The organism is Oceanobacillus saliphilus (assembly GCF_023522835.1).
GTDB classification, from domain to species: Bacteria; Bacillota; Bacilli; order Bacillales; family Amphibacillaceae; genus Oceanobacillus; species Oceanobacillus saliphilus.
Genome location: NZ_JALCZU010000002.1, coordinates 345,111 through 370,509, shown reverse-complemented (window position 1 = coordinate 370,509; position 25,399 = coordinate 345,111). Strand labels below are relative to the sequence as shown.

At 38.4% G+C, this 25,399-nt stretch carries 29 protein-coding genes and 1 riboswitch; of the genes, 11 read left to right on the top strand and 18 right to left on the bottom strand.

Annotated elements, in window-relative coordinates; translation table 11 throughout:
• Positions 1-513: 513 nt before the first annotated feature.
• Positions 514-1,377 carry a VanW family protein gene (locus tag MN204_RS04935; RefSeq protein ID WP_249870243.1) on the top strand — a complete coding sequence of 288 codons (864 nt, stop codon included), beginning with the start codon at positions 514-516 and terminating at the stop codon, positions 1,375-1,377.
• Here MN204_RS04935 and MN204_RS04930 read toward each other — a convergent pair.
• Positions 1,358-1,720 (bottom strand): thiol-disulfide oxidoreductase DCC family protein, encoded by a 363-nt coding sequence (locus MN204_RS04930; RefSeq protein ID WP_249869967.1) that lies wholly within the window; start codon positions 1,718-1,720, stop codon positions 1,358-1,360. The two genes, MN204_RS04935 and MN204_RS04930, sit on opposite strands and share 20 nt — an antisense overlap.
• Before the next feature lie 84 nt (positions 1,721-1,804).
• The gene (locus MN204_RS04925) at positions 1,805-2,341 is read right to left on the bottom strand and encodes a YceI family protein (RefSeq protein ID WP_249869966.1); all 537 of its coding nucleotides are present in this window, start codon (positions 2,339-2,341) and stop codon (positions 1,805-1,807) included.
• Between the two features lie 272 nt (positions 2,342-2,613).
• Between MN204_RS04925 and MN204_RS04920 the strand changes: the two genes are divergently transcribed.
• Together MN204_RS04920 and thiT are read left to right on the top strand one after the other, a co-directional pair.
• Positions 2,614-4,395 carry a M3 family oligoendopeptidase gene (locus MN204_RS04920; RefSeq protein ID WP_249869965.1) on the top strand — a complete coding sequence of 594 codons (1,782 nt, stop codon included), beginning with the start codon at positions 2,614-2,616 and terminating at the stop codon, positions 4,393-4,395.
• 57 nt (positions 4,396-4,452) lie between these two features.
• A riboswitch (TPP riboswitch) is annotated at positions 4,453-4,558 on the top strand.
• Positions 4,559-4,678: 120 nt separating this feature from the next.
• Complete coding sequence (gene thiT, locus MN204_RS04915; protein ID WP_249869964.1) at positions 4,679-5,248, top strand: energy-coupled thiamine transporter ThiT; 570 nt, start codon at positions 4,679-4,681, stop codon at positions 5,246-5,248.
• A gap of 232 nt (positions 5,249-5,480) precedes the next feature.
• Here the strand turns inward: thiT and MN204_RS04910 are convergent, their stop codons facing one another.
• Entirely contained in the window at positions 5,481-5,831 is a 351-nt protein-coding gene (locus tag MN204_RS04910; RefSeq protein WP_249869963.1) for a YflT domain-containing protein, read from the bottom strand.
• Between the two features lie 128 nt (positions 5,832-5,959).
• Between MN204_RS04910 and MN204_RS04905 the strand changes: the two genes are divergently transcribed.
• The 5 genes from MN204_RS04905 (at position 5,960) to MN204_RS04885 (ending at position 11,915) form a co-directional block, all read left to right on the top strand.
• Positions 5,960-7,375, top strand: a complete 1,416-nt coding sequence (locus MN204_RS04905) for a hypothetical protein (protein ID WP_249869962.1) — start codon at positions 5,960-5,962, stop codon at positions 7,373-7,375.
• Positions 7,376-7,904: 529 nt separating this feature from the next.
• Positions 7,905-9,641 (top strand): carbon starvation CstA family protein, encoded by a 1,737-nt coding sequence (locus MN204_RS04900; RefSeq protein WP_249869961.1) that lies wholly within the window; start codon positions 7,905-7,907, stop codon positions 9,639-9,641.
• A gap of 70 nt (positions 9,642-9,711) precedes the next feature.
• A complete protein-coding gene (locus MN204_RS04895; protein ID WP_067730122.1) occupies positions 9,712-9,969 on the top strand; it encodes a cory-CC-star protein in 258 nt (85 codons plus the stop codon).
• Positions 9,970-9,999: 30 nt separating this feature from the next.
• Complete coding sequence (locus MN204_RS04890; RefSeq protein WP_249869960.1) at positions 10,000-10,932, top strand: ArsA family ATPase; 933 nt, start codon at positions 10,000-10,002, stop codon at positions 10,930-10,932.
• 5 nt (positions 10,933-10,937) lie between these two features.
• The gene (locus MN204_RS04885) at positions 10,938-11,915 is read left to right on the top strand and encodes a zinc-binding dehydrogenase (protein ID WP_249869959.1); all 978 of its coding nucleotides are present in this window, start codon (positions 10,938-10,940) and stop codon (positions 11,913-11,915) included.
• A 192-nt stretch (positions 11,916-12,107) separates the two neighbouring features.
• Here MN204_RS04885 and MN204_RS04880 read toward each other — a convergent pair whose 3' ends face one another.
• From MN204_RS04880 to MN204_RS04845, 8 genes are all read right to left on the bottom strand, one after another.
• The gene (locus MN204_RS04880; protein WP_249869958.1) at positions 12,108-13,337 is read right to left on the bottom strand and encodes a dicarboxylate/amino acid:cation symporter; all 1,230 of its coding nucleotides are present in this window, start codon (positions 13,335-13,337) and stop codon (positions 12,108-12,110) included.
• A gap of 78 nt (positions 13,338-13,415) precedes the next feature.
• The gene (locus MN204_RS04875) at positions 13,416-14,273 is read right to left on the bottom strand and encodes a DUF421 domain-containing protein (RefSeq protein ID WP_249869957.1); all 858 of its coding nucleotides are present in this window, start codon (positions 14,271-14,273) and stop codon (positions 13,416-13,418) included.
• 15 nt (positions 14,274-14,288) lie between these two features.
• A complete protein-coding gene (locus MN204_RS04870) occupies positions 14,289-14,489 on the bottom strand; it encodes a DUF1657 domain-containing protein (RefSeq protein WP_249869956.1) in 201 nt (66 codons plus the stop codon).
• Between the two features lie 14 nt (positions 14,490-14,503).
• A complete protein-coding gene (spoVAE, locus tag MN204_RS04865) occupies positions 14,504-14,854 on the bottom strand; it encodes a stage V sporulation protein AE (protein WP_249869955.1) in 351 nt (116 codons plus the stop codon).
• Entirely contained in the window at positions 14,851-15,867 is a 1,017-nt protein-coding gene (gene spoVAD / locus MN204_RS04860; RefSeq protein ID WP_249869954.1) for a stage V sporulation protein AD, read from the bottom strand. The genes spoVAE and spoVAD overlap by 4 nt, the downstream gene beginning before the upstream one ends.
• Positions 15,867-16,346, bottom strand: coding sequence for a stage V sporulation protein AC (spoVAC, locus tag MN204_RS04855; RefSeq protein ID WP_249869953.1), 480 nt, complete (start codon positions 16,344-16,346; stop codon positions 15,867-15,869). The genes spoVAD and spoVAC overlap by 1 nt, the downstream gene beginning before the upstream one ends.
• 19 nt (positions 16,347-16,365) lie before the next feature.
• A complete protein-coding gene (locus MN204_RS04850) occupies positions 16,366-16,830 on the bottom strand; it encodes a hypothetical protein (RefSeq protein WP_249869952.1) in 465 nt (154 codons plus the stop codon).
• Positions 16,831-16,953: 123 nt separating this feature from the next.
• Positions 16,954-17,157, bottom strand: coding sequence for a DUF1657 domain-containing protein (locus tag MN204_RS04845; RefSeq protein WP_249869951.1), 204 nt, complete (start codon positions 17,155-17,157; stop codon positions 16,954-16,956).
• A gap of 242 nt (positions 17,158-17,399) precedes the next feature.
• Here MN204_RS04845 and MN204_RS04840 point away from each other — a divergent pair, with 242 nt between their 5' ends.
• Entirely contained in the window at positions 17,400-17,777 is a 378-nt protein-coding gene (locus MN204_RS04840; RefSeq protein ID WP_249869950.1) for a hypothetical protein, read from the top strand.
• Between the two features lie 138 nt (positions 17,778-17,915).
• Here MN204_RS04840 and nfsA read toward each other — a convergent pair whose 3' ends face one another.
• The 4 genes from nfsA to MN204_RS04820 form a co-directional block, all read right to left on the bottom strand.
• On the bottom strand, positions 17,916-18,662 hold the full coding sequence (gene nfsA, locus MN204_RS04835; RefSeq protein WP_249869949.1) for an oxygen-insensitive NADPH nitroreductase: 747 nt from the start codon (positions 18,660-18,662) through the stop codon (positions 17,916-17,918).
• Positions 18,663-18,682: 20 nt separating this feature from the next.
• On the bottom strand, positions 18,683-19,405 hold the full coding sequence (locus MN204_RS04830; protein WP_249869948.1) for a hypothetical protein: 723 nt from the start codon (positions 19,403-19,405) through the stop codon (positions 18,683-18,685).
• Positions 19,406-19,564: 159 nt separating this feature from the next.
• A complete protein-coding gene (locus tag MN204_RS04825) occupies positions 19,565-19,747 on the bottom strand; it encodes a hypothetical protein (RefSeq protein ID WP_249869947.1) in 183 nt (60 codons plus the stop codon).
• A 218-nt stretch (positions 19,748-19,965) separates the two neighbouring features.
• On the bottom strand, positions 19,966-20,286 hold the full coding sequence (locus MN204_RS04820) for a hypothetical protein (RefSeq protein ID WP_249869946.1): 321 nt from the start codon (positions 20,284-20,286) through the stop codon (positions 19,966-19,968).
• A gap of 156 nt (positions 20,287-20,442) precedes the next feature.
• Between MN204_RS04820 and MN204_RS04815 the strand changes: the two genes are divergently transcribed.
• A complete protein-coding gene (locus MN204_RS04815) occupies positions 20,443-20,850 on the top strand; it encodes a YwpF-like family protein (RefSeq protein ID WP_249869945.1) in 408 nt (135 codons plus the stop codon).
• A gap of 44 nt (positions 20,851-20,894) precedes the next feature.
• The gene (locus MN204_RS04810) at positions 20,895-22,253 is read left to right on the top strand and encodes a TrkH family potassium uptake protein (RefSeq protein WP_306798599.1); all 1,359 of its coding nucleotides are present in this window, start codon (positions 20,895-20,897) and stop codon (positions 22,251-22,253) included.
• A gap of 59 nt (positions 22,254-22,312) precedes the next feature.
• Here MN204_RS04810 and MN204_RS04805 read toward each other — a convergent pair whose 3' ends face one another.
• The 3 genes from MN204_RS04805 to MN204_RS04795 all read right to left on the bottom strand — a co-directional run bounded on the left by MN204_RS04805 (position 22,313) and on the right by MN204_RS04795 (position 24,957).
• Positions 22,313-22,447, bottom strand: coding sequence for a YjcZ family sporulation protein (locus tag MN204_RS04805; RefSeq protein ID WP_249869943.1), 135 nt, complete (start codon positions 22,445-22,447; stop codon positions 22,313-22,315).
• A gap of 171 nt (positions 22,448-22,618) precedes the next feature.
• On the bottom strand, positions 22,619-23,758 hold the full coding sequence (locus MN204_RS04800) for a S1C family serine protease (RefSeq protein WP_249869942.1): 1,140 nt from the start codon (positions 23,756-23,758) through the stop codon (positions 22,619-22,621).
• Between the two features lie 35 nt (positions 23,759-23,793).
• The gene (locus MN204_RS04795; protein ID WP_249869941.1) at positions 23,794-24,957 is read right to left on the bottom strand and encodes a zinc-ribbon domain-containing protein; all 1,164 of its coding nucleotides are present in this window, start codon (positions 24,955-24,957) and stop codon (positions 23,794-23,796) included.
• Positions 24,958-25,399 lie beyond the last annotated feature (442 nt).

Sequence of the window (25,399 nt, the reverse complement as noted above, 5' to 3'; positions counted from 1 at the left end):
TATCGTCTTGCAAGTGATTATTTAGAAGACAATCGGGAATTTAGATAACAGAAGAGCACGTACGACAAGGTGTTTGCACCCCAGCAGTTCGAGTGATATCGGACTGTTGGGGTGTTTTTTATTGCTTAGGAAACTATAAAATTTTAATGATGTGGATAACTTAGTTACCGAAACAGCCACGTCCAGCTCCAGCGCCCAGGGACTAGCGAGACTTCCCTCACCTCATGACAATCTAAATCAACATCGGCTCTGGTCCTTAAGGAGGGCCGACTAAGAACCGGCTTACGCCAACGTCGGCATACCCCTAAAGTGCAAGGGGCATGTTTCCTTTATCTCCTACGTAGGAATGTTCGACAAGTCGAACCACCCCACAGTTCGGGGCGCAGTCCGTTCGTCTCTAACCGGGCGCTTGCACTTTTGTTCTGCTTTTAGAATTGTTCAGCATAAGTATCCTCTTATGGAATGAAACATCAAGTTTGATTCATACTAGTATGAGGAGGTGTCTTATTGCTTATGTTCTTATCCATTTTACTTATGATGGCATTACATGTGAATGCACAGACAGACAATGTTCAGATTTATAATAAGGAAATTACACTCGATAAAGTTGAAATAAAGCAGTATGGATTATCATTAATCGATACGGCATTCATTGATACATTTAAATTGAATAATCTAATGGACAATCTGGAAGATACCATCTATCAGGATGCACAGGATGCCCACTTCGATGAAAATGGTACCATCGTGGAGGAGAAGCCTGGTATCACATTAGATAGACAAGCGTTTGTACATTTATTCAGAAATTTATATTATAGTGAAGATAAAGGGAAGCTAAAAGTTCCTGAAGCATCCGTCTATCCTAAGGTAGATAGTGGTCTGCTAAAAGAAATCAGTGTGTATGAGCTTGGAAGGTATGTTACATTTTATAAAAAAAGTAATGCTGAAAGATCTCACAATATATATCTCGCTGCGGAAGCTATCAATAATACGGTGATTTTTCCTGGAGAAACATTCTCATTTAATGATGTGGTTGGCGAAAGAACAACTGAGAGAGGGTACAAACGGGCACCAGTCATTGTTAAAGGGGAGTTGTCTGAAGATATAGGAGGTGGAATCTGCCAGGTTTCCTCGACACTCTATAATGCAGTGGACCTTAAAGGAGTTCAGATAGTTGAAAGATATGCACATAGCAGACGGGTACCCTATGTTCCCCCGGGGAGAGATGCAACAGTAAGCTGGTGGGGGCCGGACTTTGTATTTAAAAACCTTTACAATGAGCCGATTTTAATTCGTGCTAAATCAGCAAATGGACAAATGGTTGTTACAATCCACTCTTCAGAAACAGTTGAATATTTTAGCGGGAACGGGGATTAATCTGACATGATTCTCCCTCTGAACAATGGTTGACAGGTACGAGTTTTCTATTTTTAGCTACCAATTTATAGATGAAGTCTCCAAATCCAATGAGTTTAAACAAATACAGGAGCGGTACGAACACCCATAGTAATGGAAGCATTTTTGCAATCTGGATTATTGCTGAATATCCCTTATACCAACGATGATTATGGAACACATGAAGACTTTTCTCCATTTCGGGTGGATAATCCTTTATATTGCGAAACGAATCGAAGGTAAGCTTGTTTTTCCAGTCTAGTTTCTTCCAAATGGTTGAGGAATTGGTACAAATCTTACAGTAACTATCGTAATAAATAATCATGCTTAAATACCTCCTTGTATCAGTATATGATAACATTAAAAAAAGCTGTATTCCACTAGGAAACACAGCTTTTGATTAGGTTAATTATGCTTGTTTATGAAGTTCAAGTTCGAAATGGATTTTAACATCTTCACCAACAAGTACGCCACCAGTTTCGACTGCTGCGTTCCATGTAAGGCCAAAGTCTTTACGGTTGATGGACGTTTTACCACTGAATCCCGCTACAATATTTCCGCCCATTGGATCTTTACTTTGTCCTTCAAATGTTACGTCAAGTGTTACAGGTTTTGAAGTGCCTTTAATTGTTAGATCCCCATTTACTTCATACTCATTAGCTGACTTTTTCTTGATATCAGTAGCAGCAAAATTCATGGTAGGGTATGTTTCAGAATCAAAGAAATCTGCAGAGCGTAAATGATTGTCGCGGTCTTCGTTACGCGTATTAACGCTAGCTGTTTCAATCGTTACTTCTACTTTAGCATCTGTTAAATCCTCTACATTTGTTTCGATTACTGCATCAAACTTGTCAAAAGTACCTTTAGCTTTTGAAATCATCATATGTTTTACTGAAAATCCAACTTCACTGTGTACCGGGTCAACTGTCCATAATGTTTTTGTCATTAAAATCCCTCCAATTAATTTAGTACGGTAGTTACTTTCTGTTACCTAGTATAGATGGATAAAATTTTTATGTCAAGTGTTTTTAATTAAAAATAAATGAATTAAAATAAATAAACTTTACATATAGTTTATATTCCCACGGCAGTGAGAATTAAACCTGTTATTCTCAAAATAGGTAATTGATCACCGGATTATTGATGAATATTTTCCAATATTTAGATATAATGTAAAGATAGGGTAAAATTTAAAACATTTATTTAAGGAGCGATTTGATGCAAGTAGCGTACAATCCAACATGGGATTTAGACGTATTATTTCCTGGGGGTAGTGAGTCAGAGGCATACCAACTATTTGTTACTAATTTAAAAGGTGAAATGGACAAACTATCATTATCGGTGGGAAATTTAGATCCGAAAGCAGAATCACTGGATTCCATGTTACTAAATATTGTCAGCCAGCTAGAAAGTGCAATGAAGAAATTACGTGAGGCTTCAGCGTTTGTAAGTTGTTTGAGTGCACAGGATGTTAAAGATGAAAGAGCAGATTTATTAGTGGGCGAGCGTAGTACCTTATCAGCTGAAATGGGGGTCATCCGTACACATTTTCAACAAAAATTAGTTTCGATAGATGATGATGTATGGGAAGAACTTTTAAAACATCCCAAACTGCAGGAAGTATCTTTTGTTCTAAATGAAAATAGAGAAGAAGCAAAGGAATTGCTGTCTGGTGAACAGGAAATTTTAATAAATGATTTGGCAGTTGATGGATACCATGCATGGAACCAAATGTACAGTACAATTGTAGGAAGAATGAGCGTGGATATAGAAGCGGATGGACAAGTGAGATCTTATTCTGTAGGCCAGGCTTCAAATAAATTAAGCGATCCTGATCGGACAGTCCGTAAACATGTTTTTGAGAAATTAAGTGAAGCATGGAGTGATCAGTCGGATCTTTTTGGGCAGACACTCAATCATCTAGCTGGTTTCCGATTACAGAAATATAAACATCGTCAATGGGAAAATGTTTTAAAGGAACCATTGGAAATAAACAGAATGAAGCAAGAAACGCTCGATGCTATGTGGGAAGCCATTACGAATCATAAAAAACATTTTGTTGCTTATTTGCAAAAGAAAGCAAACATTTTGGGCTTGGAAAAACTAAGCATCTATGATATTGGGGCACCATTGACCAATCAAGTAAAAAAATCGAGTTACACAGAAGCTGCAGATTTTATTGTCGACCACTTCCGTGAATTCAGTCCGAAGATGGCTGACTTTGCACAGATGGCCTTTGATAAACGTTGGATTGAGGCTGAGGATCGTGCTGGAAAACGTCCAGGTGGATTTTGCACAAGTTTCCCGGACAGTGAACAGACACGTATATTTATGACATATTCCGGTACATCATCAAACATTTCTACATTGGCACATGAACTAGGGCATGCGTACCACCAGCATGTTATGAATGATGTAAATGGATTAAATCAAGGATATGCAATGAATGTTGCGGAAACTGCCTCAACATTTGCTGAAATGATTGTTGCAGATGCTTCTGTAAAAAGTTCCCAAAACAAGGAAGAAAAGTTGGCATTGCTCGAAGAAAAAATACAACGCAGTGTTGCATTTTTTATGAATATACACGCACGTTTTCTTTTTGAAACACGTTTTTATGAAGAACGTAAAAAGGGGATGGTATCGGCAAACCGTTTAAATGAATTGATGGTAGATGCTCAAAAAGAGGCTTATTGCAATAGTCTGGAAGATTATGACCAGAATTTCTGGTCATCCAAACTTCACTTCCATATTACCGGGGTTCCTTTTTATAATTTCCCTTATACGTTTGGATACCTTTTCAGCCTTGGTATATATGCTTACGCAAAGAAAAAAGATGGAAGCTTTGAGGATGATTATATTGCGTTGCTGCGTGACACAGGTCGAATGAGTGTCGAGGACCTGGCTAGGAAACATTTAAATGTAGATTTAACGCAACCTGATTTCTGGGAGAATGCGATTTCCCTGTGTGTACAGGACGTTAAAGAGTTTGTCGCTCTATAAGTTTTGTTATTATATGAATAATCAGGTACAATACAGGTAGCAAATAAGTAAATAGAAAAAGCCTACAGGGGGAGTCATATTGGCTGAGAGTGGACATTAATTGGTCCAGACCCTTTGAACCTGTTAGTTAATTCTAGCGTAGGGATGGTAGACTTTTTGATGGAAAAGTAATGTGAGCGAAGCAGGCTGCAGTGATGCAGTCCCATCAAGAAGCTTCCCCTTGGCATTGCTTTTTTGTGTTGTTGTAAAATATTTTATAGCTTAAAAAGGGGAGGTACCACAATTGAGATCAAAACGTATTTTATTTTTAGTTGAAGTATCTATATTTACTGCATTGGCATTACTTTTGGATATATTACCATTATCTTTTAAAATTTGGGCGCAGGGTGGATCTATCTCATTTGCGATGATTCCAATATTCATTGTGGCATTCCGCTGGGGATTAAAAGGTGGACTGCTTTCAGGGTTCCTATGGGGTCTATTGCAGGTTGCTACAGGAACAGCATATATCCTGACACCTTTGCAGGGATTTATTGATTATGCTGTTGCCTTTACGGTGATTGGCTGTGCAGGTATTTTTGCAAAGCAGATCCAGCAAGCTGTTAAGGCTGGGGAAACGAATAAATATCTGACATATATTACACTTGGTGTATTTGTGGGGTCAACATTGCGATTTTTTGCACATTATATAGCAGGAATCGTATTCTTTGGTTCTGCAGTAGAAGGACAGCCTGCCTGGCTTTATTCCTTACTCTATAATGGGTCATATATGCTGCCGTCCTTTATTTTATGTACGGTAGCTGTGTTCTTCTTGTTCCATAAACAACCTAGAACGTTACTGAACGCTGCATAAAATTAAATTTATATTTTTCGCTCACAAAAAAGGGTAAACTTACTAATCTGTATTAGTAAGAGAAAGGCTATCACCGAAAGTTTGGTGATAGCCTTTTTTTCGAATATAACTCGTTCAACAAAGTAAATGAAGGGGGATAAGAAGTCATTTGAAATTATCTACAATGATTAAAATGAACCGTGAGCGAAAAAATACTAGAGCCCATGTAACTCGGGGAGCTCTAGTATTTTGATTACATTAAATAATGATTTACTTGCTCATCGTTCGTAACCATTAAAAGAATTTTACCGTCATCGAGGTCTTCCTCGTAATTTTCTGCCTCCGCTTTGGAAAAGCCCATTTCCTCAAGTTTGTTTCGAAGTTCATCACCTTGGCTGTTGAACATATTTCCAACGGCACTTGAAAAATCCATTTCCTTCATGCCTATTGTATTTGTGTCCGCGCTATCGGCCAGACGGCCAGTTCTTTCATCATCGTGAGTTAGAATATAAATATCATCTTTAGGAACTCCTTTGGCTTGTAATTTATTTACATCCGTTTTAAGTTGTTGTTCATTTACATATTCTCTAATAAAAGGTTTCATATGTGATTCCTCCTTTGTTGTTACTTTTTTTATTCCCGCTCATTAAAGAAATAAACATCTCGTCTTTTGTAGCGTTTCTCCTCTTGGGTGCATAGGCTATAGCACAATCGAAGAGAGGAAGTGGACTAATGGAACTAACAATTCCCCATCTTCTATACGGAGTGTTTACATTAATCATCATTGTGACGATGATTTTCCGTAAAGGTGTGGTTTTCCCGACGCTGCTTGGCACATTCGTCATTGCGTTTGTTTATAAAGGAAATATGGTAGATGGGTTTACAGCAATATTTAACGCGAATTTGGTTGCAGCCCAGGAGCTCTTTAGCATTTTTCTAATCATTACATTCATGCTGGCTCTTTTGCATTCATTACGTGATTTAGGAGCAGATGTAAGAATGATTCAGCCAATCCAGAAAATGATGGTGAATGGGCATGTGTCTTTTTTTGTATTAATAGGAATAACATATGTTATTTCATTATTCTTCTGGCCAACTCCTGCGGTTCCTTTAATCTGCGCATTGCTTGTTCCAGCAGCGGTAAAAGCAGGATTACCTGCAATGACTGCAGCGGTCGCGATAGCCATAGCCGGACAGGGAATGGCACTATCATCAGATTATATCGTCCAGGTAGCGCCGAGTTTATCTGCAGCATCAGCAGGTGTCGATGTTGCTTCAGTTGCGGATAAAGCGTTGGTCTTATCGCTTATCGCTGGTGGGGTTGCGATTCTTTTAGCCTATTTATTTTACCGGAAATCAATCCGTTCAAAGGATGATCCGTTAAATGAGGCTGAGCTGCAATTATTGCAGACAGCAGACAGCTCGACAAACAAAGTGAGAACGACCAATCTAGGTACCTGGAGTAAAGTGTTTGCGATTGTTGTTCCATTGTCACTTCTTGGAGTTGTAATTTTTATGATGTACAGTAAGCTCTTTTCCGGCAGCGGTGACCTCGTTGGTGGAGATGGGGCAGCATTTATCGGTGGAGTCGCGGTAATTTTATTATTACTATCGACAGTGGCTTTTGGAAGGCAGCACGCGTTAGACTATGTAAGTAATCATATTACAGATGGTTTTGTATTCGCTTTCAAGGCCATGGGTCCTGTTATTCCAATTGCTGGTTTCTTCTTTTTGGGAAGCTCTGAGTTCTCTGGATCAATTTTAGGTGTTGAAGAAGGACCTGCCTTGCTCTTTGACCTTGTTGCATCAACACAGGAGTTCTTGCCGCAGAGCGCATTGTTTGCCGCATTGAGTGTGCTGATCATCGGAATTATTACAGGGCTTGATGGCTCCGGATTTTCAGGGTTGCCACTTACAGGTGCACTTGCCGCATCATTGGAAACTGCTTCCATTGATGCCGCTACCCTTGCAGCAATTGGCCAAATGGGAGCTATTTGGACAGGTGGAGGTACGATAGTGGCCTGGTCGTCTTTAATTGCCATCGCAGGTTTCTGTGGCGTATCGGTTATGGACTTAGTAAGAAAGAATTTCCTCCCAGTCATCGCTGGTTTAATTATAGCAACACTAATTGCTGTATTTGCACTATAAGAAATGCTGTTTTCTAGAAGATAATAGTTATTGGCCACTATCTCTAGACTGCGACGAAAGAAACATCCTATTCGATATAAAATGTGGCGCGTAATATCCGCTTCGGCTACCGAAGTAATTTTTCATTAGCAACCCCTACAGATTTACCATCGATTTATTTAGTTCATATTTTATATCTACTACGAAGGTTGAAAAGCAACATAACATACGAAGAGAATCTAGGAAATTGATTGGAAACGTTGATTCATCTGGAAAGTGTATGAGAAAAGGCAAAATTGCCTTTTCTATTTATGTGAATCAAGGTAATATTCCGCACATTAAAAGACATATTGTGACACTTTAAGAAGTCGGGTAAGTAAAGGATTGGATGTGATAGATGAGTTCCATCCTGACTTGAGTTAATATTCGACTTTATATTATAAGATTCTTAATATTTTACTTTTTTCTGCAAAGTGTATAAAATGTAATTGTGCTAAAATGAAGCGTTTTCACATAGCTTGTAGAGAAGAAAAAAGGGGAGGTATAGAAAATGAGTGGTATTTTGGTAGCACTGGTAGGTATGGTTGTTTTCGCTTTAGGCTATCGCTATTATTCTAAATTTGTAGCAGAAAAGATTTATAGACTGGATCCAAACTATGTGACACCGGCACATAGGTATAATGATGGTGTTGATTTTGTGCCAACGAACAAATTCGTTCTTTGGGGGCACCATTTCACATCAGTAGCAGGGGCTGCTCCTATTCTGGGGCCTGCAATCGCAGTATATTGGGGATGGCTTCCTGCTTTTCTTTGGGTTATTATCGGAACAGTCTTCGCAGCAGGTGTCCATGATTTTGGAACGCTTGCTTTGTCTGTCAGAAATAAAGGGCAGTCAGTAGGAACAATTGCTGATAAACTGATAGGGAATCGTGCAAAGCTTTTATTTTTATTTATTATTTTAATTCTTGTACTTATGGTAAATGCTGTGTTTGCATGGGTTATCGCAAATCTTTTCATTAATTATCCAGCAAGTGTTCTCCCGGTATTTATTCAAATTCCGCTGGCAATCTGGATTGGATATGCAGCATATAAACGCAAGATGAAGATGCTGATTCCTTCGATAATTGCATTGGCAATTATGTATTTGACAGCAATATTTGCCAGTAGGTTTGAATTTTTGCAGATTAATTTGGTACAGTATATGGGAGGAGCCGATGGTGCAGGTTTATTCGGCTTAGGAGCAGTTTCCACCGCCTTTTTAATTTGGATTGTTATATTAATGGTTTATGTATACATTGCATCCACGTTGCCGGTCTGGAAACTGTTGCAACCGAGAGATTTCATTAACTCACATCAGCTTGTAGTAGGACTTGCTATTTTATATCTTGGTCTAATCTTCTTGAATCCTGAAATGACAGCACCATTGGTAAATGAAAATCCAGATCGGAATTGGCTGCCACTTTTGTTCATTACCATTGCATGTGGGGCAATTTCAGGTTTCCATGGTTTGGTGTCATCGGGAACCACTTCCAAACAATTGGATAAAGAAACCGATGCAAGATTTGTTGGTTACTTTGGTGCAGTTGGTGAAGGTATTTTAGCTTTGGTATCCATTATTGCTGTAGCTACTTTTTTTGCAAATACAGATGCATTCCTAGCAACTTATACAAGTTTTACACAAGCGAATGCAGTAGGTTTAGGAACATTTGTTGAAGGTGCAGCAAAACTTGCAGAGGGGATAGCGATTCCAGCTGACATAGCCAGAACAATAGTATCCATCATTGTAGTGAGTTTTGCGGCTACAACCTTAGATACGTCAGTAAGGTTAATGCGCTATATTATCGCTGAACTTGGTGTTGAATACAATGTTCCAGTAATTACAAAGAAACATGTGGCAACTTCAATTGCTGTTGTCTCCAGTTCCGCATTGGTACTGATTCCTGAAGGTCCTAATGGGTTTGGTTCAGGGGGTTACTTAATATGGCCACTTTTTGGAACAGCAAATCAATTACTGGCCGGAATCAGTTTAATGCTGATTGCGATCTGGCTCAAACGGCTCGGAAGGAATTATGCAGTCGCGCTTATTCCGATGATTTTCCTTATGTTCATGACAATGTATGCCATGTTCCAACAGGTCTTTTTTGAATGGTCATGGTTTGGAAGTAATTCCAATACCCTCTTATTTGTACTTGGTGCAATTATATTCGTCTTTGCGATATGGATAGCATTGACTGCTTTCTCAACATTGACGAAAAAGTATGATGAACCACTTGATAAAGATAATTAAGCTAACGAGAGGGGTCCTGATTTCGGTGACCCCTTCTCTACATATTTGTCAACAGAAGGTGAGATGGGATATGCTTGAAAAATTAAAGCAATTGATTGCATTTTATGAAGAGGTATTGAGTATGCCGCACCGTCAGGAAATAGCCAGGGAACTCAGAAATGAGGATGATTTCTTTCTTTTGTTGCTATATTCAGAAATGATAGGAATTCCCAATCCAGTTTATTATTACACCCTTGAATTATACCCTTACATGATTGAAAGATTCCACGATTGGCATTTGAGGATGGGGATGGAAAAGTCGCCGATGACAGGAATTCGCTGTTGCTAGCAATATGGTAACAGAAAGGATGTGAATACAATGCAGGATTTAGAAAAGAAGATACTTTTTATAGGAGGTAAGGGAGGTGTAGGTAAATCCACATCTGCTGCTGCAATTGCCTGGGAATCTGCCAAAAAAGGCTATAAAACATTATTGATTTCAACAGATCCGGCTCATAATATCGGAGACATCTTTGAACAGGAAATCGGTGGAACCACAAAGCAGGTTACGGAGAAACTGTTTGCGCTTGAAATAGATCCCGATCTGGAAACAGAAAAATATATTAATAGTGTGAAAGAAAATATTAAGGGAATTGTACAGTCAAGTATGATGGAAGAAGTCCATCGTCAACTCGATACTGCCAAAGCTTCTCCTGGAGCTGATGAAGCTGCTTTATTCGATAAATTGATAGCAATTATTCTGGAAGAGAGAAGTAATTTTGATAAACTTATATTTGATACGGCTCCTACAGGCCATACAATCAGACTGTTGACGCTTCCTGAACTAATGGGTATATGGATAGAAGGGCTATTGCAGAAACGGAAGAAAACGAATGACAACTACACCCAGTTGTTAAATGATGGAGAGCCGATTGAAGACCCTATTTATGATGTACTGAGGGAAAGGCAGGAGAGATTCTCAAAAGCAAGAGAAGTACTGCTTGATAATCATCAGACAGGCTTTATTTTTGTTTTGAATCCAGAACGCCTTCCCATTCTGGAAACGAAAAAAGCGATTGAATTGCTCGATAACTATCATTTACATGTCAAAACACTGATTGTAAATAAAGTTTTGCCTGACAATGCTGATGGAACATTTTTCGAAAAAAGAAAAAAACATGAGAAACAGTATATCACGATGATTGAAGAAATGTTCAAGAAGCAGAAACTAGTTTACGTGCCATTGTTTTCCGGGGATATAACAAGCAAACAGCAATTGGAAAAGATGAGTCACTATTACACGGAAGGATGAATAAAATGAAGGCATTTGTATTGGAATATGGAGAGTTGAAAATGAAAGAAATGGAAGAGCCTGTTGCAGGACCACATGACGTGGTTGTTGCATTGCGCACTGCCGGTTTAAATAGAAGGGATCTATCGATTCCTAAAAGAGTGGGAAATGATAAAAAAGCATTGATACTTGGTTCTGATGGAGCTGGAGTCATTGAAGCGATAGGAGAAGGCGTCAGCAGATTTCAGGTAGGTGATGAAGTAATCATTAATCCTTCCTTGCGCTGGTATGATAATAGCGATGCTCCACCAGAAGGGTTTGATATTTTGGGTATGCCCGATCATGGCACATTTGCAGAGAAAATTGCTTTGTCGGAAGAACAAGTGGAGAAAAAACCTGAGCATTTATCATGGGAAGAAGCCGGTGTATTTACCTTGGCGGCATTGACCGGATATCGTGCACTTTTTACAAAAGGTCAGATTAAAAGGGGAGAGACACTGTTTATTCCAGGGGCTGGAAGTGGGGTGGCAACCTATCTGATTACTTTTGCGAAAAACGTAGGTGCACGCGTCATTGTAACATCCCGAAGTGAAGAAAAGCGGAAGCAGGCGAGAGAACTTGGAGCTGATTTAGTACTGGATACGAATAGTGACTGGGATGAAGAATTGAAGCATGAAACAGTTGATTTGGTTATTGACAGTGTAGGAGAAGCCACCTTTAATCGTTCATTGGGTGTTTTGAAGAAGGGCGGCCGGATTGTAATATTTGGCGCAACTACAGATGACAATGTAGATCTTGATTTACGTAATTTCTTCTATGGGCAATATCAGTTAATTGGAACAACGATGGGGAGCAGACAAGAATTACATGCAGTACTTGATCATGTTAACAATTTTGGCATGCGTCCGGTTGTAGATCGTACCTATACACTTGATCATGCGCAGTCAGCTTTTGATTACTTAAAAGAAGGGAAGCAATTCGGAAAGGTTGCAATCCGTTTGTAAAGGTCAGCCAGCATTTCTATGCTGGCTGACTCTGTTTAAAAGATAAGAAACCAACACGGATCTGCTATGCATAGCTTTTTGTACAGATGCAACACGTGTTAACCGAATCTTCACTAAGTAGCTCTCTTTCTTCTGTATAAGAGGACAATATAAAAGGCCTCACCATAATAAGTGAGACCTGGTTTATAATTCTTAGTTAGCTTCAGCCATCTCCATCCAATCCTTGCCTTCCATATGTCTGGTGACAAGCATACTGGATACGGTGTCTCCTGTAGCGTTAACCATTGTTGCTGGAGGGTCAACGACAACACCGATTGCAGATATGATAGGTAGTGCTTCTATAGGCAGGCCATATAGAGTAATAATCATTAATTCACCTATAAAGCCACCGCCGGGAATGCCACTCATGACGATCCCTGATAATAAGCATACACCGATTGCTGTTAAAAATGTATCAATTCCCGAGAAATCCATATTGAACACGCCAAAAACAAAAGCAATCTTTAACATTGCTGACAGGCAGGATCCATCCATATGAATCGTTGCTCCAAGTGGCAGCACTGTCTCACGTATGTCTTTTGGTACCCCAATTCTTTTAGCAGCCTGTAAATTAACAGGAAGTGATGCTACACTGCTTCCGGTTCCCAGCGCAGTTGCGGCAGGAGAAAGGATATTTTTCCAAAATCGGGTAACCCCTCTTTTCCCACCAGCTATAAATGCATATAGAGTAAACCCGATGGCAAAGTATATTACAGCGACAGGGTAGTAAATTATAATTGCTCTGGCATAATCGCCAATCAATGCTGTGCCAAATTCACCAATCAATGATGCAAAGTAAGCTCCTAATCCGATCGGTGCATAATACATAACAAGCTGAATGATTTTCATAAATACTTCTGAAGCACTTGTCAAAAATCTGGTGAATGGACGCCCTTGCTCACCAGTTAATCCAGTAGCCACCCCTACTAATATTGAAAAGATGATCAATGCAAGCATGTTCGATCTCGATAATAAATCGGGGAAGTCGGAAACTGTAAATGTATTGACCAATTGGTCCCCCAGGCTTATTTCGTCAACTTGTTCAGGTGTCGTTAATGGAATATCCACACCTGATCCGGGTTCGAAAATAACTGTTGCAGTTAACATAAATACAGATGCTATAAGTCCCGTAACAACAAAAACAGTCATCATCGAACCCATTATTTTCCCAAGCCGCTTCATACTGTTCATATTTGCAATCGCTGATGAAATCGTAAAGAAAACAAGTGGGACAACGATCATAAATAACAGATTTATGAAAATATCGCCAAGAGGTTTAATTATAGTTGCTTGTTCACCAAAAATTATTCCAATAATAGAGCCCAGAATAATAGATAAAAGAAGCAGAATCGGGAATCGATAGGCTTTAAGTTTTTCTTTCACTGCAATTCATTCCTTTTCGTGTTTTATTTTATAATAACTTCATTATAGTACACGAAATAGGAAAAATTTAAAAGAAAATTATTTTAGATAGGGAGTAATTGAATCGATTGCATGCTGTAGTTTTTTGCTGTTTCTTTCGTACATTTCCTTGGATTCGCTATTTTCCGTAGAGAGAGAGAACAGCTCCAAATCAGCTTGGCATTTTTTCATTGTTGCAAGAATCAGCGGTTTTTCTACCGGTTCAGCAACTGCTATCTTATCGTCGTATAAGTCAACGGTTAGTTGCCCATCACTATCTACTTGTCCCAGGAAAACATTTTCTATGCTGATATTCATTTTATCCAATTCGGTCTCAAGCCAATTCGTATTCAGGGACAAATTGGCTAAAGGTTCCAACAATACTTTTCCGTCCATAACAACTGTTTGTGGTTCCTTTGTTGGTGCTAGTTTAATGCCCAGATCCTTAGCAGTCAATGGTCGGTTTTCCCGTTTTGGGAGTACACTCAATGTTCCGGATGGCTCCAGCACTGCAAATTCCACATCAGATGCAAGGTATACGTTATTGTCCCGTAGCTTTTCCAATAACTCGTCTGTTGAGTATCCTTCTTTTTTTAAGTTATCTTCCATGATTTTCCCGTCTTGAATAAAAACGGTACTTTTTCCCTCTGTAAAGTCACGAAAAGCTTTGCTCTTTAATGAGATTTTTTCGACTCCGAAAGGGACTATGAACCAGATTGCCATAGCGATGATAGCATAACCGAAATTAGTGGTCGGATCCATTGTATGAATGGCAGCAATACCTCCAAGTACAATTCCGGAAATCGTTTCGAAAATATTCAATTGGGATAATTGTTTTGTTCCCAGCCATTTTACTAGGAAAAATAGGAATACTATCAATGTGAGGGATCTAACAATAACGTTAATCCATTCCGGCACCTAGATCAATCCTCTCTATTTGTATTGCGGTTCTTGTTTGGAAAGTTCGATTACTTGTTTTTGCAGGTCGTTCTTAATTTGCGAAATTATTTGTTCGACATTTACAAAAGCCTGTCTTGATTCTGCATCCTGGGTTTTATGTGCCAGTATACCAAGACCCGCTTCAATACTTTTAATGGATGAATAGCATCCTTTAACTTGAGAACCGACTGTCATTTAATCATCTCCAGTTATCCTTTTGGTTTGAAAATGAGCGCTCCAATTACTCCAAAAATAATTGCAGAAGAGATACCTGAACTGGTAACTTCAAACATGCCAGTGACTACCCCGATAAGCCCGTGTTTCTCGGCTTCCTGCATGGCACCGTGAACCAATGAATTCCCAAAGCTGGTTATTGGTACGGTCGCACCTGCCCCTGCAAAGTCTATCAATGGCTCATACAAACCCAATCCATCAAGTACTGCACCGCTTACTACGAGTATGGTCAACGTATGTGCAGGTGATAGTTTGAAGACATCAAACATAATCTGGCCAATCACACAAATAAGCCCGCCTACTACAAATGCCCAAAAAAATATCATACATTATCACTTCCTGATTCAATTGATACAGCATGTGCGATACATGGTATTGGATCACTTTGCTGTATACTTAATGTTGAATGCAGTGATCCGGTTGCAACGACCAGTATTCGTTTCAGTTCACCTTTGGCCATCTGCTTCAAGAAGTGACCATAAGTTACTACTGCAGAACATGCGGAACCGCTTGCGCCCGCTAAAACTGGCTGGCCCTCTCGATAAATAGTAAGACCGCAATCAACATAGTTTTTTTCCTCTAATGAAATATTTCGTTTATGCATGTAATCTAAGGAGACTTCTCTACCGACATGCCCAAGATCCCCTGTAATGATCAAGTCATAATAAGAAGGATCAACATTTCTCTCCTTTAAATGAGTTTCAATCGTATCTGCCGCAGCCGCAGCCATCGCACCCCCCATATTGAAAGGGTCGGTCATACCCATGTCCACCACTTTTCCGATTGTAGCAGACGTTATTTTGGGACCATTACCCTCTTTTGCTACAAGGGCACAACCTGCACCAGTTACCGTCCATTGAGACGTAGGAGGCTTCTGTCCACCATACTCAGTAGGATAACGGAACTGTTTTTCCGTCGCTGCATTATGGCTTGATGATCCGCTTAGGATATAGTTTGCTCCATTTCCATTGATAATTGCCGCTGATAAAGCAAGGCTTTCCATCGATGTGGCACAGGCACTAAATAACCCGAAGAAAGGAAGACCCATTGTACTTGCAGCAAAACTAGTTGGTGTAATTTGATTTATTAGATCACCGCTGATGAAAAATTGAACTTGTTCTATTTCAATAGAGCTTTTCTTGATGGCTATTTGACATGCTTCCTCCATCATTTTCTGTTGTGCTTTCTCAAAGGAGGCTTGTTTCAGCCACATATCATCATGCAGCGTGTCGAACGCTTCCGGTATATTTCCTTTGGCTTCGAAGGGACCACCAACGGTACCAGTAGTGAGAATGACCGGGCTATTATTAAATATCCAAGTTTGATGTCCAGCAAGCATTAGAAGCCACCCCACTGAACGAGAATTGTTTTTATTATAGCTATTACAAATGCTGCAAATACACCATACACAATGACAGGACCTGCAAGTTTTAACATGTTACTTCCAACACCAAGGATAAACCCCTCTGTACGGTACTCAATGGCTGATGCGATAACGGCATTACCGAAGCCAGTTACAGGCACTGCGGAACCGGCTCCGGCAAATTGTCCTATCCGATCATAGAATCCGAAACCAGTTAATAGCATGGTAATGAAAATAAGTGTTGCCACAGTAGGGTTACCAGCTGTTTGTTCTGTGAAATTAAAGTTGTATATATAAAAGGTAGTAATGATTTGCCCGATAAAACAAATGAATCCACCAACAAGAAAAGCCTTTAGGCAGTTTTTCAGTAAGGGTCTTTTAACTTCTCTCTTTGATTGAAATTCCTGATACTCTTGTGCCTCAGGTGGTAAGTTTTTCTTTTTCTCATCTGCCATAACTTATTCACTCTTTCTTTTAGGTCTGTTCCTTTGTCAGTTTTATTATTTGCTTTACTTTCTTTTCCAATTCTTTTTTTGTGATGGTATTGTTAGTTATATCCTGCTCGAGTTTTTCCAATTCAAGAACGATTTTTTTGTCGGTGGAAAATTCGACTTTCTTATCCTTGAATTTATCTTCCATTTCCTTTTTATATTTTTTTCTTGTTTCCGCCAATGTGAACCGTTCATGATGTTCAACCTCTATTGCAATTACAATGCTGTCCTCTGTATTCACAGCTCTTACTGCTGTTATTTCCTCATGTTTCCTTAACATCTCTTTTGCTTGGTTGGAAGGCTTCTGACTTATTAAATATTCATTAGATATTTTGGTTATATCAGCAAAATCATCCGTATTTTGCCCAGTATCCATTGGTTGCACATTACCACAAGCAACCAATAATAGCGTGGTACAAAAGTAAATAATACTAGTTGTTTTTCGCATGTCTCACACCCGTCTCTTCCGTTAGAGGTATGTAAGAGGCAATATTGCAGCCCCTTTTATTCGTACCTGTACAGTCGCTATGCTCGGTTTCTAAAACTGTCGCCTGTGCTTTAATTGGTTCGTTTATTGTTTGTATTGTGGTTCCTCTTGTTCTATTTGGGTAACTCGTGGTTCTACATTTTGCAGGATAGCCATCGTTTGTTGTGCTGCATCCTGATAAAGTTGTTTTGCCTGTTTATTTTCAGTCTGAAGTGCAAACTGTTCAAAGCTCGCTTGAGCACTTTTTAAACCAGCTATTGTTTGTTTAACTTGAGCTGCTACAGTCATTTCATCCCTCCTCATATATTTACACTATATATATTGCAATTAAATTGGGATAAATATACGGTTCTATTTATCCCATATATTGTTAATATAAATAAATATTGGTATTTTTGAATCTTTTTACCATGCTATTACGTCTTAATAAATAGGGATTAATAGTATACGGGGGAGGGGCGATTATTAAGAGGAAGCGTGTCATTTTTACAATCATTTTAGCAATTAGTTTTATTGGACTGTTTTATTTTATGGAAGTAAAAGGAAAAGAGACACTTGTAACTGCTACGTCCACGATCAATGGGGCTGAAGATTTTCTGCTCCATTTACGTGTCGAAGAAGCTAATAAAGGTATTCAAATTCAACGTTCCCTTCAATATATTGGCAAAGAGAAGGTCTTAATTGAACACCGAACACCATTAGTATCTGTATCATACAATAAAAGTAATCATGATTTTACAGGTAGTTTTATTTCAAAGGAACTGAACAAAGGGGATATTTATGATGCGCATGATGTCACATTGCCATATCCTGAATCTAAAGATAACAACATTTACATTCATGCAAGCTTTATATCAAATGGCAAACAAATAAACATAGATCACGTAGAACAATTAACATTCCAATAGAAAAAGGAGTTTTTTAGATAGAAGTTAAAAAAACTGGTTTTGATGCAAATTATAAAAATAAAGCCGCATGAAATCAAGGTTTAAAATTGATTTCATGCGGTTTATTCGTTTTTATAGCTTTTTGCCCAGCCCGGTTAATCATCTCTTATTTAAATTTTTGCTTTTTATAAATGGTGTGACATCCATGCGTGTCGGATTGCTGAATTTGCGGACCATCTGATCAGACCATGTGTCCGCTTTTGTGTTGGAAGACCTGGTTTTATAATAATTGCTCATTTCATTATCATATGCTTCAATAAATTTCTGCTGTTTTGCAAATGGCTTGTACTTATCTTCGTGATAAATTGTTTCAAGTGGAAGTCGTGGTTTAATATCCGGCATATGATCTGGATAACCTACAACTAATCCGAACAGTGGGATAACATATTCAGGAAGCTCAAGTAATTCATTTACCCGATTAATATCATTCCGCAGGCTTCCTATGTAGCAGATACCCAAACCCATTGATTCTGCGGCAATGGATGCGTTTTGGGCGGCAAGAGCGGCGTCAACAGTTGCTACAATTAATTGCTCTGTACTCTCCAGATTCTCCTGTATGTGCTGATTGTGCTCTGGGTTGTCCAGGTGATTGATTCGGTGGAGATCACCACAAAAGATAAACATGTGTGCATTATCTTTAACATGTTGATGACCTGATACGTTATAGAGTTCTTCTTTTAAATGTTCATCCTTTACCCCAATAATGGTATATGCCATTACATTGCTAGAAGTGGATGCTTGCTGTGCTGCTTTTACAATCGTATGAATTTGTTCTTCTGTTAATTTCTTATCTTTAAATTTTCGTATGGATCGGTGATCAAGTAGTGCCTCAATAATTTGGTTCATTCGTTAACGTACCTCCTCATTTATCTTCTTTCTGTTAAGTAGGTATTGATAATTACATTACCGCCCACCTCATTCCACTCAGAAATATGTTGGCTCGTTGGTTCGATTATGTCAGGAACACTGACTGTCAGCGTTTCGTCATCCATCCATTGAACGCCAACATATGGCCACGTATAATTCAAAAAATTGTCCTCGCTTGTTTCATTATTCAAAGATAAGACTTTCCATTCTATTAAATCTATAACGACAATATTGTCCAATTCCAGATTTTGTTTCCCATTACGACTGAACTGTATGGCAACTTTGGATTGGTCAGGAGAAATTAATATATTTTTTGACTTGGCTAAATCAGCTATAAGGTAAGCGGCGTTATTTCCAGACTGATTAAATAATAAATAAGAACAGGAATCATGGAAGCAGGAAAACTCCAGTAAATAAATTTGATGATCTTCTAAAGGTAATCTGTCTAATTTCATATCATTAATTGCAGATTGACGATGTTTACTTCCACTTAAATATTCCTTCAGGATAGGTACCATTTGCAGATTGACGAGTACTTGTTCATCGTCTAGAAAAAACTCTATGTATTGCTCCATTTCCTCCTCTTCATGTTGTTCAATCAATGCAGGTTCTTTTTCGGTCTCGATTGGAACCGTATCCACTTTTTCTATAACGTTGGACGAACTAGTAGAGCAACCAGCAATAATAAGGAATAAGCTTATCACCCTTAATTTTTTAATCATGCATAACGCTCCAATTTGAAATTTCATGGGAATATATTTAATTATACAATAATGAAGGAAAATTTATTAGTAATTTGCCAAGTTAAAAACTTCGCTGGCACCGAACGACTTGTTGACAACCAAGTTTTCTAAAACAAAAAGAGACTGCAATGCAGCCTCTTAGATATCTTCTCGATCTTTTCTATTATCCTTTGTGCCGTGGGATAGATAATCTTCATCCAATGCTGTTTTTTCCTCCATTGTTACTGATGCATCATGGTTTGGGTCTCTTCCTTTCCTTTTGAAAAAGAGCAGTATGGTTGCTAAAATAAAGATAACAATAGCTATATAAATCCAATTCACTGCTATTCGCCCCTTATCGGATTTCCCCTGGTATGGTACATAACACTTAGAATAATGGGAAAATGTAATTAATCAGGAACCATAGTATTCCAAAAAATATGATTAAATATGTTACGTATTTAATTACTGCCACGCCTACCTTACTAGGATCCGATTTTTTTTCAGTTCTTTCAATTTCTTTATGTTCATCCATGATTAATTTCACCTCGTTGATTTAGTTAGATTACAATCGACTCATTATCACTTGCTTGATAATCAACTTTCAATAGTACATTCAGTGATTCATGATCAAGAAAATCCATGATTTTTGCTGGATTCTCTTCCGGGGGGACGTCATTGAGTAATGTAAAGATTTCGTCATTCTTGATAGTAAGGAAGAAGGATAATAGTTTTGGTAAATTTTCTGCATCTGCTATCATATGGTTGCGATATAAATAGATAGATGAGCTGCTGTTTGAAGCAATTTGATGTAAATTCAGTAAGTCTTTCATATGCAATTTGTCCCTAAGCTGAACTTTATAGGATTCAATGATTCCCATTTTATCACCTCATCATTGTCAATTTTATTGTTTGGTATTAAATACCCGGAGGATATAAGCGCTAAACATTTTTGCATAATCGAAGAGATACATATTAATTATGTACTTTTTTTGATAAACTCTATTTAGCTGATTAAAAAAGAGGGGGCGAATGCAATGAAAACATTTAAACTGAAGAAGTTAAAAATTGTTGATCATAACGAAGAAGTAGACCAGAAAGAAATTCATTTACTCGACGGTTTGATTATAAATAGAGAAGATGATAATAGTCAGTGGCTTATAGAAGCATACATAGAGAAGTCCCATTACGATTATTTCAATACGTTTTATGAGAACAAAGAAGAAATCATGCTACAAGCTACAATCACAAAAGAAAGCAATGAACCGGCCACGTTTATTACTGTAGTCCTTGGTGTAAACGAGATTGGTGACCATATGAATGTGTTGTTTATTGGAAAGATTATTGACAGAAGAAAAAATATCGTCGAAGAATTACTAACGAATTTAATAAATCAGGGCTATCAGGGGAAGGAATTACTTGAAAAATTTAAAGAATTGGCGTAATGAAAAGGTAGATTAAATTAGCAATTAGGAGCAAAGATATGAAAATGTTTTTTTCAAAGTACCGCATAATGAATCAATTGACACCAGTGCAAATGTTATTTATTTTCTATTTTATTGCAGTTATTATATCAACCATTATTCTGTCGTTGCCAGTGGCCCATCAGGATGGTGTTGATATACCCTTCATAGATATTTTGTTCACTGCGGTAAGTGCAATAAGTGTAACAGGTTTAAGTACGATTACGATAGCGGATTCGCTAAGTACAACTGGGATTATTCTACTCGCTCTGATTATGCAATTGGGTGCAGTCGGAATCATGTCAATGGGTACTTTAATCTGGCTTATACTCGGTAAGAAAATTGGACTGAAAGAAAGAAGCCTCATTATGACTGATCAAAATCAGACCAGTTTCCAGGGCATGGTTCGGCTTATAAAAGAGATTGTATATGTACTATTGGTTATAGAACTGATTGGTTTTCTTGTTTTGGGAACTTATTTTCTACAATATTTCCCTACAGCAGGTGAAGCGTACTTACATGGTTTTTTTGGTACGATCAGTGCAATCACGAATGGTGGATTTGACATTACTGGTGCATCTTTAATACCGTTTCGAAATGATTATTTCGTGCAGTTTATTAATATACTGTTAATCATTTTCGGGGCAATCGGTTTCCCGGTATTGATTGAGGTTAAAGAATATTTGTTTCAAAATAATGAGTCGCGACAGCTTTTTCGCTTTAGTTTATTCACAAAGGTAACTACCACAACTTTTTTTATTCTGGTAGCTATTGGGACAATCATGATTTTCCTGCTGGATATGAATCGTTTCTTTGCTGATAAGTCCTGGCATGAATCCTTTTTTTACGCATTATTTCAATCCGTAACAACGAGAAGTGGTGGATTATCTACAATGGACGTCAGCTTGCTCTCTGAACCGAACCATCTGTTTATGTCATTTCTAATGTTTATCGGAGCTTCTCCAAGCAGTGCGGGAGGGGGAATTCGCACGACGACTTTCGCTCTTGCCTTTATTTACATTTATACTTATATCCGGGGAAGCAAAGGTATACGGATTTTTAAAAGGGAAATATATGATGAAGATTTGGCCAAGGCGGTTGCAGTGACGTTGGTTGCATTGACAATCGTCTTCAGTTCCGTATTAGTTATGACTGTTGTAGAACCTTTTTCATTGGGTCAAATTCTCTTTGAAGTAACATCAGCTTTTGGAACTGTAGGACTATCCCTCGGAATAACAGGAGAATTAACTACGTTTAGCAAGATTTTGCTTATGTTACTTATGTTTATTGGTAGGGTTGGAATTATAACAATTCTGCTTATCTTTAAGAGCAAGAAACATAAGAGGAATTACCATTATCCAAAAGAAAAAATTATTATTGGTTAAGATAGTTAGTGAAAACTGAAAAACGGCTTGTGCTACATTACTAGCACAAGCCTGTTTTGTTAGCAGTGAAATGCTGCACCTACAATAATCAATAAGATAAAAAGCACAACAATCAGTGCAAAGTTGTGTCTATATCCTCGGACCGGTGCAGTGTATCCACAGTCGTATCCGCCATATCCATAGCCATAGCCCATGCTTTTTCACCTCCCGAATGGTACAGTATTACTTTATGCAACTGGTGATATTGTGTATAGACGTTTGCACTAGAAAATCATGGAATGCATAGAAAAACTGTCCCCCAAAATATTGATGGGTGACAGTTTAAGTTCTACAAGGGATTCCCCTCCCTATGGAAGTTCACTTGATCAGCTGTCGGCTACGGAATAGTCAAGAATTTTTAACTGATCATTTTCATAGCCAATCGTAAATTGGAATGATAATGTTTCTTTCATCGTTTCTAGTTCATTTGGGACATTTCGCTCTACAGTAACTTCAGTGGTTGTTTTTAGTCGATTGTTTTCAATGACGGAACTGTCTAACTCTGCAAATTCAAGGTTAATAATGTTGATATATTTATTTCTGAATTCCTTATAGGTCAACTCCAACTGTAGTGAGCTGCCTAAAAGGGTATATGCTCCAACATAATCCCTTACAGATATGCTTTCAAGAAAATAAGAAGTTAAGTATTCAGCAGCTTCTATAGCCTGATCGGGATCTGAAAAGCTAATTAGGTCTGTAACACTTGGAAAATCCAATTGTTCATTTTGTGCTTCATTGGACCAACGGGTTATCTGATCGAATACTTCTACGATTGGAATGCTGAATCCAATCGTGCCATCTTGTGTTCCAACGGAGTTGATCCCAATAATTTCACCTGTGTCTCTCTTAATAAGTGGTCCACCGCTGTTGCCTTGTGATATTTGTGCGGATATCTGATAAACATTTGAGTAATTAAAACCATCAATCGAAAAATTACGATCTGTTCCTGAAATAATTCCCAATGTCACTGTATTTTGAAACCCATGGGGACTACCGAGGGCAATTACTTCATCTCCGATTTCCGCAATGGATTCTTCTGCAATAGGGAGAGAAGACAGCCCGGCAAGCTGAGGAACCCTTATTACTGCAATATCCACTTCTTCACTAATTCCTATCACAGCTGCTGGATAAATTTCGGCATTTGATGTTCTGACGTTAATGGCGTCTGCGTTCTGAATTACATGTGCATTTGTAATGATGTCACCTTTATCATTATAAAGAAACCCTGATCCGGTGATGTTACTAAAATCATTTTGTCCTTCAATTTGAATGACGCTTTTTTCAGCATCATGAATAATTGATTTTAAATCGAGTGAAGTATTTTCCATAGTTACTTCGTGAACGATAGGATTATTTATAGTTATTTCCTCTGACTTCCAATTATCATATATATTTAATACTACAATGAAACCTATTATCAATATAAGGATAGAAATGATAATCGGAGGATAACGTCTGATGCGCAAGTTCTCCACCTCTTTAATGCAACCATTTCTGATTACTATTCTGCTGTATACCAAGTAATTTTGTTGACTTCCAGTGTGAGTTCTTTAGGTTCTCTTACTAAATCGTAATGTGTAAACTCAAATTTACCTATTTCTTCCGGATAAAGCATATCAGGAAATATTACTACCTCATTGGTCAATATTTCTGTTCCATTAGCAGAAAGAATCGAATATTCGACTACTACAGAGTCGATAGGTATGGTAGCAACACTCTTCACTTTACCGTTAACAATTATGTTTCCTTGATCGTTTTTATCAAGACTTGCAGATACGAGATCAACAGCATCATTTTCATTTAACTCCTGTTCCTCAGCTGCACTATTGATTGCTTGTTCAATTCGTTGCTGCTGAGCAGTTTCAAATGATAGCTTCTCTTTATCAATTGTAGCTTGAAGACTTTCAAGTTTTTCTGAAAGTGGCGCATATTTCAAACCATCCTCAACTAATAGTTGGGCATCGTTAAACTGTTTCTGGTTTAGTTGTTCGCTCGCCTTAGAAAAAGAAAAATCTATTATTTGATTACGAATGTTCTCTGTAATTTCTTCCGCCTCTTCATGATTAATAGATTCCGCTTCCCATAACATTACTTTCAATTCTTCAATTGCTGGTTCCTGCTCCAGAATATATTTTAGTTCATCAACTTTTATATTGCTTCGCAGTTCTTCCATTTCTGATATCAGTTGGTCGACCGCAGTTCCATCATAATTTCTTAATGCTTGAGAAGCTTCATTTATTATGGAAGCCGCTTCCTGGAAATTTTGTTCTTCTTTTAATTGGCGTGCTTTATTTAAGGAGACTTCGATTGAAATTGCCAAATCGACAAACTCGACTGAAGTTGCCGCTAAAGTAAAATTGCTATGATGGTCCAACGCTTGAGAAAATAAATCTCTGGCTGATTCGTAATGATTATCCATCAATTGCTGTTCGCCCTGACTGTAAAGGTCTTTTGCCTCGGCGGATTCATTCTTTAGAAAAAGATGAAACACACCTGCAACGGAGGCAATAATTACTGCTGAAACAAAAGGAAAATACCATAATTTGTTAAAATTTTTTTTATTGTATATACGAGACATGAAGTCTTTAGGTAATTGTTTACCACACTTTATGCAATATTGTTCATTTTCTTTTACGCCTGTCCCGCAATAAGGGCAGTGAAACATAATCATAACCTCCAAAACCTTTTTCGATCCCTAAAATCCGTTTCGGAACTAACGCGATCGTCTTTTTTCTGTGTCGCTTGGTGAGCCAACTATACATTTCTTTGTCCAGCTTTGGCTCCTAGAAGCGGACGCATAAGCAATGGACTCTCCAAGCACCAGACCCATGCGCTTTACGGTCCCTTGCTTATGCGTCCGCTTCTGAACAGTCGCCGCAGCATTTCTTTGTCCAGTGTCGCGTGGGCTAGCGACTCCAGTCATAAGCATGAGACACTCCGAGCGCAAAACCCATGCGCTCTGCGGCCTCCTGCATATGCCCTACGTCGCTGGACAAGCCCGCTATACTTTTCTTTGTCCAGTGTCGCGTGGGCTAGCGACTCCAGTCATAAGCATGAGACACTCCGAGCGCAAAACCCATGCGCTCTGCGGCCTCCTGCATATGCCC

Bases quoted from the DNA above. Each gene is read 5' to 3' on its own strand.
- MN204_RS04935 (WP_249870243.1), top strand. From the start codon at position 514: ATGTTCTTATCCATTTTACTTATGATGGCATTACATGTGAATGCACAG.
- MN204_RS04930 (WP_249869967.1), bottom strand. From the start codon at position 1,720: ATGATTATTTATTACGATAGTTACTGTAAGATTTGTACCAATTCCTCA.
- MN204_RS04925 (WP_249869966.1), bottom strand. From the start codon at position 2,341: ATGACAAAAACATTATGGACAGTTGACCCGGTACACAGTGAAGTTGGA.
- MN204_RS04920 (WP_249869965.1), top strand. From the start codon at position 2,614: ATGCAAGTAGCGTACAATCCAACATGGGATTTAGACGTATTATTTCCT.
- MN204_RS04910 (WP_249869963.1), bottom strand. From the start codon at position 5,831: ATGAAACCTTTTATTAGAGAATATGTAAATGAACAACAACTTAAAACG.
- MN204_RS04905 (WP_249869962.1), top strand. From the start codon at position 5,960: ATGGAACTAACAATTCCCCATCTTCTATACGGAGTGTTTACATTAATC.
- MN204_RS04900 (WP_249869961.1), top strand. From the start codon at position 7,905: ATGAGTGGTATTTTGGTAGCACTGGTAGGTATGGTTGTTTTCGCTTTA.
- MN204_RS04895 (WP_067730122.1), top strand. From the start codon at position 9,712: ATGCTTGAAAAATTAAAGCAATTGATTGCATTTTATGAAGAGGTATTG.
- MN204_RS04890 (WP_249869960.1), top strand. From the start codon at position 10,000: ATGCAGGATTTAGAAAAGAAGATACTTTTTATAGGAGGTAAGGGAGGT.
- MN204_RS04885 (WP_249869959.1), top strand. From the start codon at position 10,938: ATGAAGGCATTTGTATTGGAATATGGAGAGTTGAAAATGAAAGAAATG.
- MN204_RS04870 (WP_249869956.1), bottom strand. From the start codon at position 14,489: ATGACAGTCGGTTCTCAAGTTAAAGGATGCTATTCATCCATTAAAAGT.
- spoVAE (WP_249869955.1), bottom strand. From the start codon at position 14,854: ATGATATTTTTTTGGGCATTTGTAGTAGGCGGGCTTATTTGTGTGATT.
- spoVAD (WP_249869954.1), bottom strand. From the start codon at position 15,867: ATGCTTGCTGGACATCAAACTTGGATATTTAATAATAGCCCGGTCATT.
- spoVAC (WP_249869953.1), bottom strand. From the start codon at position 16,346: ATGGCAGATGAGAAAAAGAAAAACTTACCACCTGAGGCACAAGAGTAT.
- MN204_RS04850 (WP_249869952.1), bottom strand. From the start codon at position 16,830: ATGCGAAAAACAACTAGTATTATTTACTTTTGTACCACGCTATTATTG.
- MN204_RS04845 (WP_249869951.1), bottom strand. From the start codon at position 17,157: ATGACTGTAGCAGCTCAAGTTAAACAAACAATAGCTGGTTTAAAAAGT.
- MN204_RS04840 (WP_249869950.1), top strand. From the start codon at position 17,400: ATGGAAGTAAAAGGAAAAGAGACACTTGTAACTGCTACGTCCACGATC.
- nfsA (WP_249869949.1), bottom strand. From the start codon at position 18,662: ATGAACCAAATTATTGAGGCACTACTTGATCACCGATCCATACGAAAA.
- MN204_RS04830 (WP_249869948.1), bottom strand. From the start codon at position 19,405: ATGATTAAAAAATTAAGGGTGATAAGCTTATTCCTTATTATTGCTGGT.
- MN204_RS04820 (WP_249869946.1), bottom strand. From the start codon at position 20,286: ATGGGAATCATTGAATCCTATAAAGTTCAGCTTAGGGACAAATTGCAT.
- MN204_RS04815 (WP_249869945.1), top strand. From the start codon at position 20,443: ATGAAAACATTTAAACTGAAGAAGTTAAAAATTGTTGATCATAACGAA.
- MN204_RS04810 (WP_306798599.1), top strand. From the start codon at position 20,895: ATGTTTTTTTCAAAGTACCGCATAATGAATCAATTGACACCAGTGCAA.
- MN204_RS04805 (WP_249869943.1), bottom strand. From the start codon at position 22,447: ATGGGCTATGGCTATGGATATGGCGGATACGACTGTGGATACACTGCA.
- MN204_RS04795 (WP_249869941.1), bottom strand. From the start codon at position 24,957: ATGTTTCACTGCCCTTATTGCGGGACAGGCGTAAAAGAAAATGAACAA.